This window comes from Hoskinsella mucinilytica (assembly GCF_045223415.1).
Taxonomy (GTDB): Bacteria; Bacillota_I; Bacilli_A; order Erysipelotrichales; family Erysipelotrichaceae; genus Hoskinsella; species Hoskinsella mucinilytica.
Map to the genome: position 1 here is coordinate 1 of NZ_JBEQZJ010000045.1, position 14,932 is coordinate 14,932.

The 14,932-nt window shown below is 36.6% G+C and carries 16 protein-coding genes; 9 read left to right on the forward strand and 7 right to left on the reverse strand.

What is annotated here, in order from left to right:
* On the forward strand, window positions 1-1,016 hold a 1,016-nt coding region (locus tag UGRO018_RS14615; protein ID WP_416327235.1), incomplete at its 5' end, for an ArsR/SmtB family transcription factor.
* Between the two features lie 53 nt (window positions 1,017-1,069).
* Window positions 1,070-2,314 carry an MFS transporter gene (locus UGRO018_RS14620; RefSeq protein WP_416327236.1) on the forward strand — a complete coding sequence of 415 codons (1,245 nt, stop codon included), beginning with the start codon at window positions 1,070-1,072 and terminating at the stop codon, window positions 2,312-2,314.
* Window positions 2,315-2,367: 53 nt separating this feature from the next.
* Here UGRO018_RS14620 and UGRO018_RS14625 read toward each other — a convergent pair whose 3' ends face one another.
* Both UGRO018_RS14625 and UGRO018_RS14630 read right to left on the reverse strand, forming a co-directional pair.
* Window positions 2,368-2,703 carry a cupin domain-containing protein gene (locus tag UGRO018_RS14625; protein WP_416327237.1) on the reverse strand — a complete coding sequence of 112 codons (336 nt, stop codon included), beginning with the start codon at window positions 2,701-2,703 and terminating at the stop codon, window positions 2,368-2,370.
* Entirely contained in the window at window positions 2,700-3,290 is a 591-nt protein-coding gene (locus tag UGRO018_RS14630) for a TetR/AcrR family transcriptional regulator C-terminal domain-containing protein (protein WP_416327238.1), read from the reverse strand. Before UGRO018_RS14630 ends, UGRO018_RS14625 begins: the two co-directional genes overlap by 4 nt.
* Window positions 3,291-3,391: 101 nt before the next feature.
* Between UGRO018_RS14630 and UGRO018_RS14635 the strand changes: the two genes are divergently transcribed.
* The 5 genes from UGRO018_RS14635 to UGRO018_RS14655 all read left to right on the forward strand — a co-directional run bounded on the left by UGRO018_RS14635 (window position 3,392) and on the right by UGRO018_RS14655 (window position 8,762).
* Window positions 3,392-4,546 (forward strand): MFS transporter, encoded by a 1,155-nt coding sequence (locus tag UGRO018_RS14635; protein WP_416327239.1) that lies wholly within the window; start codon window positions 3,392-3,394, stop codon window positions 4,544-4,546.
* 71 nt (window positions 4,547-4,617) lie between these two features.
* On the forward strand, window positions 4,618-6,705 hold the full coding sequence (locus UGRO018_RS14640; RefSeq protein WP_416327240.1) for a sodium-translocating pyrophosphatase: 2,088 nt from the start codon (window positions 4,618-4,620) through the stop codon (window positions 6,703-6,705).
* Window positions 6,706-6,870: 165 nt separating this feature from the next.
* Entirely contained in the window at window positions 6,871-7,404 is a 534-nt protein-coding gene (locus UGRO018_RS14645; RefSeq protein WP_416327241.1) for a hypothetical protein, read from the forward strand.
* A complete protein-coding gene (locus UGRO018_RS14650; protein WP_416327242.1) occupies window positions 7,388-8,161 on the forward strand; it encodes an HAD-IIA family hydrolase in 774 nt (257 codons plus the stop codon). Before UGRO018_RS14645 ends, UGRO018_RS14650 begins: the two co-directional genes overlap by 17 nt.
* Before the next feature lie 34 nt (window positions 8,162-8,195).
* Window positions 8,196-8,762: a YqaA family protein gene (locus UGRO018_RS14655; protein WP_416327243.1), complete on the forward strand. Its 567-nt coding sequence runs from the start codon at window positions 8,196-8,198 to the stop codon at window positions 8,760-8,762.
* Here UGRO018_RS14655 and UGRO018_RS14660 read toward each other — a convergent pair.
* Window positions 8,735-9,400 carry a gamma-glutamyl-gamma-aminobutyrate hydrolase family protein gene (locus UGRO018_RS14660; RefSeq protein ID WP_416327244.1) on the reverse strand — a complete coding sequence of 222 codons (666 nt, stop codon included), beginning with the start codon at window positions 9,398-9,400 and terminating at the stop codon, window positions 8,735-8,737. The two genes, UGRO018_RS14655 and UGRO018_RS14660, sit on opposite strands and share 28 nt — an antisense overlap.
* A gap of 43 nt (window positions 9,401-9,443) precedes the next feature.
* The gene (gene mnmL, locus UGRO018_RS14665) at window positions 9,444-10,391 is read right to left on the reverse strand and encodes a tRNA modification radical SAM protein MnmL/YtqA (protein WP_416327245.1); all 948 of its coding nucleotides are present in this window, start codon (window positions 10,389-10,391) and stop codon (window positions 9,444-9,446) included.
* Between the two features lie 155 nt (window positions 10,392-10,546).
* On the opposite strand from mnmL, the gene UGRO018_RS14670 reads away from it, so the two are divergent.
* Entirely contained in the window at window positions 10,547-11,230 is a 684-nt protein-coding gene (locus tag UGRO018_RS14670; protein ID WP_416327246.1) for a M48 family metallopeptidase, read from the forward strand.
* Between the two features lie 13 nt (window positions 11,231-11,243).
* The gene (locus UGRO018_RS14675) at window positions 11,244-12,077 is read left to right on the forward strand and encodes a DegV family protein (protein ID WP_416327247.1); all 834 of its coding nucleotides are present in this window, start codon (window positions 11,244-11,246) and stop codon (window positions 12,075-12,077) included.
* A 108-nt stretch (window positions 12,078-12,185) separates the two neighbouring features.
* Here the strand turns inward: UGRO018_RS14675 and UGRO018_RS14680 are convergent, their stop codons facing one another.
* Genes UGRO018_RS14680 through UGRO018_RS14690 form a run of 3 tightly spaced genes read right to left on the reverse strand, consistent with a single transcriptional unit; the run spans window position 12,186 to window position 14,872 of the window.
* Window positions 12,186-12,602, reverse strand: coding sequence for a ribosomal maturation YjgA family protein (locus UGRO018_RS14680; protein ID WP_416327248.1), 417 nt, complete (start codon window positions 12,600-12,602; stop codon window positions 12,186-12,188).
* A complete protein-coding gene (gene aroF / locus UGRO018_RS14685; RefSeq protein WP_416327249.1) occupies window positions 12,580-13,596 on the reverse strand; it encodes a 3-deoxy-7-phosphoheptulonate synthase in 1,017 nt (338 codons plus the stop codon). Before aroF ends, UGRO018_RS14680 begins: the two co-directional genes overlap by 23 nt.
* A 22-nt stretch (window positions 13,597-13,618) precedes the next feature.
* Entirely contained in the window at window positions 13,619-14,872 is a 1,254-nt protein-coding gene (locus UGRO018_RS14690) for a shikimate kinase (RefSeq protein WP_416327250.1), read from the reverse strand.
* Window positions 14,873-14,932 lie beyond the last annotated feature (60 nt).

Below are 14,932 nucleotides of genomic sequence, written 5' to 3' on the forward strand. Positions count from 1 at the left end.
GTATGAGAATATTGAAGATGAATTGTTATTTTGAAGCTATGAAATTAGTGCTTTCTATTGTGAAAAAAGAGTCTTTCACACAAACTGCTCAGAAATTATATGAAGAATTTGACCATGATCCTAATATAATGAAGGCGTTTTCTGCAGGAATAGAAGCTGAAAAAATGTTGAGTGATATTCCTTTTGATAAAGCGAATCTATTATTTCATAACATTGAAGATGGAGAAGATGTTTATGCTGATATATTGATACAATGTTATGCAACAATCGAGAAAGATATTTCACCTAAGTCTTATCTATTAGAAGAATTCAGAAAGGATCAAGGAAAAAAGTTTTTGAGTTCCTTGTTAAAAACAAATCTAACGCATATCGATCATACCACTATGTTGATCATCCAGAGTGATTTATCCGATAAAACAAAATTAGAATGCATAGAAGTGATGGAGAATATAGATTCTTTTTTAATCGAATTTTGTGGCATTGTAGAAGAAGTGAAACAGAGAATTGAACCGATTTTAAAAAAGTATGAGAAGCTATATGAAAATATGGAAAAGTTTATAAGTGAACATACTGTAGATAAGATCTTTGAACGATTTCATATTAGCGTAAATGATAAGAAAAATGATGATATCTCAATCTTACCTATGATGTTGTGTTGTAATGAAGTTTCTTTTATTGACGATCTGCATTTGATGGCAGGTGTATTATTTGCTTTTGTAGATGTCCAACAACAAAGGGTGTATTCTATTCATGAATTGGCCGATTCAGTGAGAACCTTGGGAGATCAAATGAACATCATGATTTTGAAATATTTAAAAGAAGGGCCTTTATATCAAACACAGTTGGCAACTTATCTAAATGTATCCAAGCCTGTGATTAATTATCATATACAACAAATGGTCCGATATGATTTGATTCAAATCGATATAAAAGGGAAAAAGGTTTATATAAAAAAGGATGAAGATAAGTTACATGATCTGTTTCAGAAATATATGAGTTTTATCAATAATGAGTAGATAGGATAATCTAAAGTATTGGTAACTAGTAAACAATATCGGAAAGGAAAACTATGAATTATATTAAATTATTATCTAATCATCCATTTATGAAAATTACGATTGCCAATGCGATAGGTAGGTTTGGCGATAGTTTGGATATGCTTTTATTCTCTTGGTTGATATACGATATAACAAAGGAAGCTTCATGGTCGGCGATGATGGTCGCATGCAATATAGTACCTTCTATAGTATTACAGCCTGTTGCAGGTGTTTTAATAGAACATAAAGAAAAAAGAAAAATTATGTATCTTTGTGATATATGCCGTTCATTTTGTGTTTTTATACTCTCTCTTCTTTTTTTCTATCAGATGTTATATCCCTATGTATTCCTTTTGATGACGATACTTATTTCATCTGTGGAAGCATTCAGGGTGCCTGCAGGCGTTGCAATTGTTCCAAAGGTTTTAGATGAAGATTCCTTAGATTATGGAATGTCTTTCTCAGAAGGATTTTCGCAATGCTTAGAGCTAGTGGGGCTTGGTATTGGTGGTATTGCTATTGCTTTTTTAGGTATTCACAATACAATACGAATTGATTTTTGTGTTTTTCTTATCTCCGCCATTCTATTAATTTGCACAAAGATTCCTAATCATCAAGACATATCTAACATCTCAAATTCTTTAGGCTTTCTTTTTGATTGGAAAGAAGCCATAGCCTATTTTTCGAACCATAAGATCATGTGGTTTTTATGTTTGTTGGGTCTAATCTTAAACATGGTAATGACTCCTATCAATACGTTACAGACCCCGTATATTGTTGAATGCCTGCATATGGGAGCATCCATGTTATCACTAATTGGTGTGATTTCATCTCTTGCCATGGTTTTGGGTGTGTTTATTTACCCATTATTATCTAAAAAACTATCGAATAGGCTCGTTATTTTTGCGGGTGGTATGATGTGTAGTCTGAATTATCTTTTATGGATAGGTACATCCTTTTCTCATGACAATGTAATCAGAGTTTTATTTGTTGTTTTTGGAACATTTATCGGTATGATAGGAATCTCTATCATCTCGAACTCTATCAAGATTATGTTTGTTAAAGAAATTGATCCCTCTTTATTAGCAAGGATGAGCGGCATGTTCAATTCGATCATTTCTTTAGGGTCTCCTATTTTGGCTACTTGCTTAGGTGTAGTAGTGATTCGCATGGATATCATTGATGTATTATTTATATGTTTTGTTATGTTTTTTACTGTTTTTTTCATTATTTATGTTTATCAAATCAGACACATTCATTTAGATTTACAGAGATAAAAAACCATGGAAATATAAAAAAGACTCAGATCATCTGAGCTTTTTAGAATATATTAGGATTCTTTGATGATAAGTGCCATAAATACAAGAGGTGTATCTTGTGTGTTTTCGATGCCATGACCTCTTCCACTTGGGGTAAAGGTAACATCCCCTGGCTTTAAGATACGTTTTGTATCATGATCTTGATATAGTGCTTCTCCTTCAAGGATAAAATAGCTTTCACCATCACCATGATGCTCATGATATCCTAAGGAACTATGTGGATCAATGGTTACCTTGGCATACATTGCGACATGCTCACCCATTTCAGAGGTGTCTAATAATCGTTCGATATGCATCCATCCTTTACCGCCACAGCGTTCAAAGTAATCTTCTATTGGTTGTTTCATTTTGTTTCCTCCATTCTGATTTTTGTATAAGATTCTCGATATCGTTCATATGCGAGCTTTTCGCTATCCTGTGCCAGACTTTTCATGTTGTTGGCAATCTTTTCAGGTGTTTCTTTCATACCGTCTTTGATCCAGTTGATGATGACACCTGCAACACCGAAACTGAAAAACTCACTATAAAAATCCTTATCGCTCTGCGTGATTTGATGATGTAGATCTAGCGCATCAATGGCTAAATAGAAGATAGACTTCGTTAAGGAAAAAATATGATTACGAAATTCTGTTTCATCACAAGAAATCGTGTTTTGATAGAAATTAGATTCTTGTTTGATCAAAGCTAACAAAGACGCCATATAGCGATGCCAATTTTCGAAATTTAATCGTTCATCAAAGATTTTTTTTGCATCTTGTTCATAAGTCCATTGCAGAAGCTCATATTTATCACGGAAATGATAATAAAAAGTTTGTCGATTAAAGCCGCTGACCTTCGTGATATCCGCAATCGTTATTTTGGAAAAAGATTTTTTGCTTGTTAATATTTTTAAGGTATCAGCGAGAATCTCTTTGGTGTTGATGGAATCAGACATATCATCCCTCCTCACGTGCTTTTATTATACACGAAATCAATCAAGCAGGGAAGCAAGTGCATAATTTTTTTAATTAGGTTCATACTAAGCAACAGGATGTGATGATCATAAAAAAGAAGATGAAATGGAAATTGTATGCGTTGAATTTTTTTGTATTTTTTGCGATAGCAATGGTGAATACGCAGATGATACCTTACTTGAGTAAGCTTGGCTACAATGTATTAGAACGAGGATGGATATTGGCAGGAAATGCAATTGTTTCTATTATAGGACAATTTCTTTTTGGTTGGCTTTGTGATAGATTCAAAAAAATAAGACGCTTCTTTCTATTGGCTTATGCATTGTTATTGGCTAGTAGTTTTGCGATGTTTCTAATGCAAGATCGTATATTTTTCTATCATTTATTCACAGTTTCACTTATGGGTGGTATGGTAAAGGTGTTGATGGGGCTTGATGAAACTTGGATGTTAGAACTGGATGAACAACATTATGGGAAGCTTCGAGCATGGGGAGCCTTGGGATTAACGATTGGTTCACCGATAGCAGGATTTCTAGTTAAAAATTTTGAATACAGCTCTTTATTGATCAGTTTTTCCATAGTATCGGTGTTGTTGCTGTATTTGATTCAAACAAGTGAAGATGCAAAGAAAAAAGGCAAGGGAATGCAGTTTAAGGATATTGCCGGATTTATAAAGAATCGACGTTATGTGGTTTTGGTGTTAATCTATTTATTGGTATATATGATTGGAACTGCAGATCAATATGTGGTGATCGATAAGCTTTTAGATATTCACGCAAGCAGCACACAAGTTGGTATCAAGTGGGCATTGCAATCGTTTATGGAAGTACCTTTGTTTTTGTTTTCAGCAAAGATTTTAAAACGTTTTTCATCCTTTACGTTATTGTGGTTCGGGACGATCATGTATGCGGTAAAATTTTTTTGTTATGGCTTTTTTCAAACACCTTGGGGAATCATTATGACATCGACATTACAATTGGTTACATTACCAATCATTATGTTGACCAGTAAGCTTTTGATCAAAGAAGTAACAGATCAAAGTGTAGCAAGTAGCGCACAAATGTTTGCGATGGCAATATTTATTGGTTTTAGTGGATTAATTACACCTCTGATTACTAGCTTTTTGAGTAAGCAGATCGGATATGATCATACGTTATATGTTGTATCTGGCTTTACGATCGTACCATTGTTGTTGATTTTCTGGTATCGACGATTGAATGCTTCCTACAAAAATTGATTGCAATTTGGTTGATTAAGGAATATAATATTCATTAGAAAGTGTAATCGCTTACAATGGAGGATAATTATATGATCAACGACGAAAATGCGATTCTGTTTTTAAGTATTGCCATCTTGATGGCTTTGATTGCATTGGGGTATGCATTTTATCTTTTTCATAATGTGAAAAAAGAAAAAATTCATATTCGAATGTTAGAAAAGCTGTCTGGTTTTATTCATGAGGGAGCAATGGCTTTTCTATCAAGAGAATACAAAATCATTATTGTATTTGTCATTGTGATTGCGGTATTATTAGCATCACTTGGTTTGATTCCTTCTTTACAAAAGGCAGATGGTGTGGGATTAGGTGCAGCATTTTGTTTTATCATTGGTACCTTGTGTAGTGGAGTAGCTGGTTTTTGTGGAATGCAAGCCGCAACCATCGCAAATGCTCGTGTTTCTCAGGGAGCACATGATAAGGGTATGTCAAAGGCACTTCGTATTGCGTTTAGCGGAGGAAGCGTACTTGGACTTTGTGTGGTAGGTTTTGGCTTGTTGGGATTAACCGTATTGTTTTGCGGCTTTTATTTCTTTTCAAAGGATTATAGACTGGCGGCTCATGTTGTATCCGGGTATAGTCTAGGATGTTCCTTTATCGCTTTGTTTGCACGTGTTGGTGGTGGAATCTATACCAAAGCTGCTGATGTTGGCGCAGACTTGGTTGGAAAGGTAGAAGCGGGAATACCGGAAGATGATCCAAGAAATCCTGCTGTGATTGCGGATAATGTTGGAGATAATGTTGGGGATATCGCCGGTATGGGATCAGATTTATGTGAGTCTTATGTTGGTGCGATCGTTTCTGCGATATCTCTTGGTATGGCCTTAACGGTATCCGGTAAATCTATTGGGATTGCGGCAAGCATCTTTCCGATCTTAATATGTGCATTAGGTATCCTTGCAAGTATTTGTGCACAAGTGTTTGTAAGAATGAAAGATTGGCAAAATCCTCAACGAGCACTTGGAGTGGCAACCTATGTAGCATCCTTGGTTGTTCTGGTAGGAAGTTTAATGCTGTCTCATTTGGTGTTTGATAGTGCTTATCCCTTCTACTCTATCTTGAGTGGATTGGCAGTAGGTGTTATTATTGGAAAAATTGCCGAATATTATACGAGTGATGAATATAAGCATGTAAAAGAAATCGCTTCACAGAGCTTAACAGGGCATGCGACCAATATCATTTCAGGCTTTAGTATTGGCATGCAATCAACTGCATTGACCATTTTGTTATTGGCAGCGGGAATTGCAGCAAGCTATATGTTCTTTGGTATGTATGGAATTGCACTTGGTGCTGTCGGTATGCTTTCTACCACGGGTATCACAGTATCGGTCGATGCTTATGGACCGATTGCCGATAATGCCGGTGGTATTGCGGAAATGGCTGATATGGAACCACATGTACGTGAAATCACAGATAAGCTAGATTCTGTAGGCAATACAACAGCGGCAGTAGGGAAAGGATTTTGTATAGGTTCTGCGGCTTTTACTGCACTTGCGATGATCGTTGCATATGCTCAGCTTGCTGAATTAGAAACCATAAGTTTACTAGAACCTGGAGTGATCGTTGCGCTCTTGATTGGAGCAATGTTGCCATTCTTCTTTACGTCCTTAACCATTAAATCTGTTGGAAAAGCCGCAAATCAAATGATAGATGAAGTACGTAGACAATTTAAAGAAGACCCTGGGATCATGGCAGGGAAAAGTAAACCTGATTATGCGAAATGCGTAGATATTTCTACACAAGCAGCATTGAAGGAAATGATCCTTCCTGGTTGCATTGCGGTAGTATCACCGATATTATGTGGCATCCTCCTTGGAACAAAGGGGCTGGGTGGCTTGTTGATCGGAGCCTTGATGTCAGCTATTATGTTGGCTGTGTTCATGGCTAATTCAGGTGGAGCATGGGATAATGCGAAGAAATATATCGAAAGTGGACAGTATGGTGGAAAAGGTAGTGAAGCCCATAAAGCGGCTGTTACCGGCGATACTGTAGGTGATCCATTCAAAGATACAGCAGGACCGGCAATGGATATTTTAATTAAGTTAATGTCCGTTATTTCATTGATTTTAGCACCTGTTCTTTTGGAAATGGAGCCATTGTTAAGCTTCCTGTTTAAATAACCTTGCAAAATTGACGGATATTTCTTATAATTACATTGTAAGAAAGACTGTGTAACCCTACGATAGTGGGTTGATATAAAAAGCTCTTGATACTTACCAAGAGCTTTTTTAAAGAAATATTAGATAAAACACAGTTGAATCCGATATCAAAAAGGAGGAAGTGCCATGTTGTTTACTTTAAAAAAAGAAGAACAGGGATTTGTCATAGAAGAATCCGGACATGCCATTTACAGAATAGCGCAGGATACCACAGATAAATTACTAAGTTTTGCTTTAAAGAATCCTTATGGGGATGAAGTCATGAACTTTTATCAAATTAAAAAATGGTATCAAATATTACCGGTCTTGCAAACTCATGAATTTTCTATTTATGAGAATGATGTGAAAATCGGAAAGTTAGAAAAAACCAAAAAAGGGTTTGATCTGATTCTTCATGATGTTCCTTATCATATGTATGGAGGAACGCATCATGCAATGCGTACAGTAATCGTGTTTGATCGAGAAACACAGGTCGCAGAGTTTACATTGGGTGAACAAAGCAGTGTAGCATTTACCAATGGGGTGTTTGGTAGTACCTATGCCATGTTGTTGTTTTTGTTTCAAGAAATCATCAAAGAAACTGAGTTTATGGCCGAAGCATTCCAAGATGCCTATCGTGGTATGTATTTAAGGAGTTTAGATGATGTCGTGGCAGAATAAAACTTGTTTTATAGATTTAGATGGAACGATGTATCGTGGAGATGAGTTGATTGACGGGGCAATTGAATTTATCGATTATTTACAAGAACATAAGATTCCTTATTACTTTATTACGAATAATGCAATGAGGACACATGCTCAGAATGCGAAAAAGATGTTGGATATGGGGTTTCATCATATCAAGGATGAAGACTTTTTTACAAGTGCTATGGCAAGTGCTGCTTATGTGAAACGTCATGAACAGGCAAAAAAGGCTTATTATATTGGTCAAGATGGGATGAAAGAGGCTTTATTAGAACAAGGGTTCATCATTGATGAAAACGAAGCAGATCATGTGTTTATTGGATTGGATATCACTGCGACTTACGAGCAATATTGTCGAGCTTTTACCTTACTACAAAAAGGAGCGAAACTTGTCGGTACCAATGCAGATCGTCGACTTCCTCATGGAGATGGTTATCGTATAGGAAATGGGGCCATCGTAGCCATGTTTCAATATGCCAGTGAACAAGAAGGTTTGATCATAGGAAAGCCGAATGCGGCGATGATGGAAGAGGCTTTGTTATATGCAGGTATTCAAGCTGATCAATGTGTGATGATCGGAGATAATTTGGAAACAGATATTCTGTTTGGAATTCAAAATGATGTAGAAACGATTTTTGTGACAAGCGGTGTACATGATGAGGAAGATGCATCTCGTATGGGGATCCTTTCAGATATCATCGTACATAATTTAAAAGAATTGATGCATAAATAAAATTCTGAAACGTATCATGAAATGAGGAGATTTCATGGACATTCAGAATTTTTTTCTAGTATTTGAAGATGCAGGGTTGTTTCTTTATTCTGTACTCAAAGCGTTTTTACCACTTCCGTCTTTGGAAGTATTGCTTGTACCGCTTTGTTTAAAGCATCCCCAAAACTGGATTCGCTATTCTTTGATTGGCGCACTTGGTACATGTATCGGTGGTGCCATTGGTTATTTCTTGGCATATCGTTTAGGTAAAAAAGTGCTAAAAAATATCGCTTGTGAAGAGGATGTGCAAAAAGGGGAAGCATTGATGAAACGTTATGGTGTCATTGCCGTTTTTATTGGTGGAGTAACACCGCTTCCAGACTTTTTATTGGCATATCTTGCCGGATTCACTCATATGAATTTTCTATCTTTTACCTTCATAGATGGTACAGCTAGATTGTTAAGAAGCCTATTAGTAACACTTTGCCTGAATCGTTTGCATACCGTAATCGATGTAGATCGTTTTGGTATGTGGTTTTCTGCTTTGATTCTTTTATGGATGGTTTATGAATGGATCAAGACAAGAAGAAAGCTTCATGCGCAACAGATATCAAAAAAGTAAGGAAAGATCTGGTCATGATCCATCAATTCAGGATGCCATTGTACACCAAGGATCTCATGATTCTTATGAACAATGGCTTCTACATACATTTCATCACTATAAGCGATTGCTTTGATATCAGTTCCCAGTTTTCCCACCACTTGATGATGGAAGCTGTTCACATGACATGGCTCATCATACAACTGACGTAAAGGACTACCACTGGAAAAATGAATCAAATGCTCATGATGTTGCGCATGTTCTGATACATTGATATGTGTAAATAAAGTACCTTGAAAGTAGAGGTTGATCAATTGCATGCCTCTACAAATACCAAGAATCGGTTTATGCGTTTTCACAAAGGTATCAAGACAAACAAAATCAAAGTGATCTACATCATGTTCATAATAAGTGCATTCCTCTCGACGTTCCTCTTTTACATAATAGCCTTGTGCATCATAACCGCCGGGAATGATCAAACAGTCACAATGCTGAGCAGCATAGGAAAGTGAAGCATAGGAAACAATGGGAAACACAGCCCAACCAAGTGCTTCCATTCTTTTGACATAGGGTCGATTGACAAACCATTTTTCTTGATGATCAAATGTTTCCAATCTTGCAACGATTGCAGCACACTTCAAGTGCATCACCTCTAGCATAGGATATGCTCAAGACTTGAATATGTGAAAAAAAGTATGCATTTTACTTGGATGCATACTTTCCTTGCCACGTATTTTGGCGTACCATTTCTTTATCAATATCATTTAATACGATGGTTTTCTTGATGGTCCATTCCGGTGTGATCAGCTTTTCTTTTACACCATCGCCGGTAAGACGCTGTATGATCATATGAGCAGGCAAGACCTCAAGCTGAGATATGACAACATCGATATATTGTTCCTTTGTTAAAACAGGGAAAGGGTTCCTTTTATATTCCTGTGCCATTTGTGTATCTTCCATGATATGTAACATATGAATTTTAATGGCATGAACAGGAAGATCAGCAATCGCCTTAGCTGTTTGTATCATCATTTCCTTTGATTCGTAGGGAAGTGAATTGATGATATGGACACAGAGCTTGATATGAGTGTTGGATAAACGCTTGATGGCATCAAGAAATGTTTGATAGTTATGCCCTCGATTGATGCGTTGTGCTGTTTCATCATGAATACTTTGCAAACCAAGTTCTAACCAAATATCTTTTTTTTCGGTAAGCGATTCTAAGTAATCGATTTTTTCCTGTTCCAAACAATCTGCTCTTGTGGCAATGCATAAAGCAAGGACATCCTCTCTTTGCATGAAAGGTTCAAAAGTCGCCTGAAGCGTAGGAAGATCGGCATAGGTGTTGGTATATGCTTGAAAATAAGCCATTGCTTTTCCTTGAGGCCATTTGTGTTTCATCATTGCTTTTCGTTCCTCGAATTGATGCGCTAAGTCATCATGGATATTTCCTGCATATTCTCCTGCGCCAAGAGCGCCGCAAAACGTACATCCATTCCAACCGCAAGTACCATCACGATTCGGACAAGAAAAGGCAGCGTTTAATGCTACTTTAAATACCTTATCGTGATAATGATGTTTTAAATAATAATTCCATGTGTGATAACGTTTGTTATCGTCACTATAGGCAAAAGGGTTCTTCGTTTTCATTATATCACCGAAACTATTCTAACATAATTTGATACGAAAAAGAATGTAAATAAATTGTAAACAAATAATGAATTTTCAATAGAATAATTATTCCTTTTTTTTAACTTTTATGCGATAATAATAGACACGCATATAGAGATTGAGGTTGTTGTTACATGAATGTAGAAAAAAAAGTAATCCAGTGTAAAAAATACCCTTTGACCTATACACTGGTGATAAAACAGGTTAAAAATATTAATATGCGTATATCTCCAAAAGGAGAGGTCGTGGTTAGTGCAAATCCATTTATACCAATGGAAAAGATCGATGATTTTGTCAGTAGTAAGATATCATGGATCATAGCACATCAAAAATCTGTTGCACAACAGGCAACGAAAACCATGATCAGCGATACGCATATCCTTTTGTTTGGCAATGATTTAAAAATAAAGAAAAGCAAGGGAAGATATAATCACGTTAGCTATGATAACCAATATCTGTATGTGCAGATGAAGGAAGGTAGCGACGTGGAAAAAGTCATCAAGCAATTCCTTGATAAGCTTTGTAAGGACGTATTTACAGATGTCGCAATGATGACACAAAAGTCTCTGTGCAATTACCATATCGAATTTCCACAGATCAAGATCAGAGATATGAAGAGTCGTTGGGGTAGCTGTACACCGGCAAAAAATAGTATTACTTTGAATAAAAAGCTGATTCATTATCCATTTGAATTTATTGAATATGTTGTATTACATGAATTTGTGCATTTTATTCAACCGAATCATTCACAAGCTTTTTATCACATTATAGAGAATTATATGCCTGATTATAAGGAACGTATGAAATTAGTTGGATGAAAGAGAGAGACATATGATAAAAATTATGACGGATACCTCAGCACTATTTACTGTTGAGGAAGGGAAACAGATGGATGTTACCGTATTGCCTTTATGTGTGAGTATCGATGATTTGCATTTACGTGATTTGTGCTGTGACACCAAGGATTTTTTAGAACGAGTGAAAAAAGGAAGTGTACCTTCTTCTTCTCAACCACCAATCGGTGATGTGATCGAAGCCTTTGAAGCATATGAAGAGGATGAGATAATAAGCATTTGTATGGCTGATGGATTATCTGGAACATATGAAACAGCATTGATGGCGCAAGATCAGATGAAGCATAAAGAAAAGATACATATATTGAACTCTAAGACCTTATGCGGTCCACATCGTTATTTGGTAGAAAAAGCAGTTAAACTTCGTGATGAAAAAAAATCTATGAAAGAAATCATCACAAAACTAGAAGAAAGTATCGCCAAAATGCAGTCTTTTCTGATTCCTCAGGATTTTTCGTTCTTAAAGCGTGGAGGACGCTTAAAGCCTGCCGCTGCTAGTATTGGTGGATTGTTGAAGTTGAAACCGGTGATGCAGCAGGTGGATGAAGGAAGACGTTTGGATACATTTACCATCAAACGTACAATGTCTAAGGCAGTATCTGAAGTCATATCGTCCTTTCAAAAATTGGGTGTAAATGAAAATTTCAAAATTTTTGTATCACATGCGGATGCATTGGAAGATGCACAAAAAATCATTGCACAGATCAAAGCTGTATTTGCCGATACAGAAATTGAATTATTAGAATTATCTCCGGCTTTTATTACACAAGGTGGTCCCGGTTGTATTGCGATTCAAACTATTTTAAAGTAAAGCTAGAGCTATGACAGTAAAAGAAAGGTGTTTTCTTTGAAACTCATAGCTTTTTTCTTTTTATTAAAAAACACCTTTTTCTGGGAAAAGGTGTGCTTTCTTATTCTTTTATTTGTTACAGATTCTTTCTTTAGTTATTAACCAGATGATTTTATCTATGACAAAGCCTAAGGCTGATCCCAACACATAACATAGCAAATCACTATATTGAAATCCTTGTCCTAATAAATAACGTAGTGGAGTTTGTCTTGCTGCGTTTAACCAATCCCAATCGATTAATTGAGAATATTCGATTAAGAAAGAAAATAGAAGTGTTGCTAAAAATAGGGAAGTCATCTTTGCATTCAGTTTAAAAAAAGCGAAAATAAAGTAAAACATTGTAGACCATAATATGTCACCTGCATATAAACGAAAGATAGTAGGAAATGGCAAGGAGCTTCTGGAAGCTAGTCCTAAAAAGATACAGAGGATGATACAAACAATCAACCACCCTCTGTTTCTATTACATGTCTCTTCCGATGACATTTGCAATTTTTCTTCCTTTACGAATGACTTCTTTGAATCTTTCCGGTTTCAATGATTGTGCGCCATCACTCCAAGCATTTTCCGGATCATTATGAACCTCTATGATCAATCCATCTGCACCTGCCGCAATGGCTGCCAAAGAAGCACTTTCGACAAGCTTCCAATCACCTGTTGCATGACTTGGATCAATGATGATAGGAAGGTGTGTTTTTTCTTTAATGATCGGTACCACACTAAGATCTAATGTATTTCTTGTATAAGTTTCAAATGTACGAATACCACGTTCACAGAAGATGACATTTTCATTCCCTTCAGACATTATGTATTCTGCTGCCATGATCCACTCTTCTATGGTATTGGCTAGACCACGTTTTAAAAGAACTGGTTTGTTTGTACGACCCACGGCTTTTAATAAATCAAAGTTTTGCATGTTTCTTGCGCCAATCTGAATCAAATCGACATGTTCTACGAATTCATCAAGTTTATCTGCACTCATCAATTCACTGACGATAGGTAATCCATAAGTTTCTCTAGCATGCACCATACACTCCACGCCTTGTGTTCCCATGCCTTGGAAAGCATAAGGGCTGGTTCTTGGCTTATAAGCACCACCACGAAGCATATCACCACCGGCATCTTTTACCGATTTTGCGATTTCCATGATTTGCGTATCTCCCTCTACAGAACAAGGACCGCCGATGACGACAATCTTTTCATTTCCACCGATTTTGATACCGGCAACATCCACAATGGTATCTGCTGGATGAAATAAACGGTTTGCTTTTTTATATGGAGCCGCTATTCTTGTGACATTTTCAACAAACGGATGCGCTTTTACCAATTTTTCATCCACCTTGCTGGTATCCCCGACAAGACCAAATACATTATAATTGTCTCCATAGATCATCGTTACCGATAACCCTTTGTTCTCAAAGCTTTTGACTAATTTGCTGACCTCTTCCTTAGGTGCGTCTTTTTTTAATGTGATTATCATATGTTTTTCCTCTTCTTTCTTTTTATAATTGTTTGATATAAGCTAAATACTGAGTTTCCAGATCACAAGTAACCTCTTCAAGTGAGCGATTGTTTGTAATGGTGAAGTCTTTTGCAGCTTCATATAGCGGTTTACGTTGTTGATACATGATGGCTATGGCATCTTCACTTGTAGATAAAGGACGTGCATCATCCACCAATAATTCGGTTTGTTCTCGTTGAATATAACAGATAACACCGTTTCGTTTAAGCGCTGTTACATTCTCTTTTCTCAAGATACTACCTCCACCGGTTGCAATCACACAATTCTTTTTCGAAGATAGCTCTTGAATGACACTTGTTTCCATATCACGGAATGCTTGTTCACCCTCATCCGCAAAAATTTCCTTGATAGATTTTTGCGCTTTTTTTTCGATTTCGATATCTACATCGTAAAATTCCTTTTGTAATCTTTGCGCAATGTTTTTTCCTAAGGTGGATTTACCACAACTAGGCATCCCGATTAAAACAATGGATGTCATTTCTTTCATCATATCCTGATAAATATCGTTGATACAGGAATCAGGTAAGAAATTACCTTGAAAATGCTCTACTGCTACTTTTGCTTGTGCAATCAGCATTTCCAAGCCTCCGATAGAAGGTATCCCCAATTGATTTGCGTTGATACATAAGGTCGTACGCAATGGGTGATAGATCACATCCACCACATAGGTAAGGCGAGGGAAGAGCGTTAGATCCAAGGGACACTCTTCATCATGAGGATACATTCCACTTGGAGATGTGTTGATGATAACCGTACAATCCGTATGCCTTGCATATACTTCCTCATAAGATAAGGCTTCTTTGCTTTTGCTACGACGTACCTTTATCATGCTTTCGGCATTTGCGTCTTCTACTACACGTTGAATCGCTTTGGCAGCACCACCATCACCGATGATCAAGACCTTTTCACCTTGCAACTTGACGTTGTGCTGCTTTAACAAATAGGCAAAACCATCATAATCTGTGTTGTATCCATATAGTTGTCCATCACGTTGTACGATGGTATTCACGCTACCGATTCGTTTTGCTTTATCATCTATAACGTCAAGGTATGGCAATACATCAATTTTATAAGGAATCGTGACATTGATTCCCTGAAAATCTTTTTGTTCCATAAAAATAGGAAATTCCTCTTTTGACAACGGACATAAATCATAGTGATAATCTGCCAGTCGTTCATGAATTTGTTTAGAAAAGCTATGGGACAGATGTTCTCCGATCAGTCCATATTTCATATAATCACCCCTTTGTTCTTGAAGCTTCATGATACAAAAAGAAAAGCATCATGGTTTGAA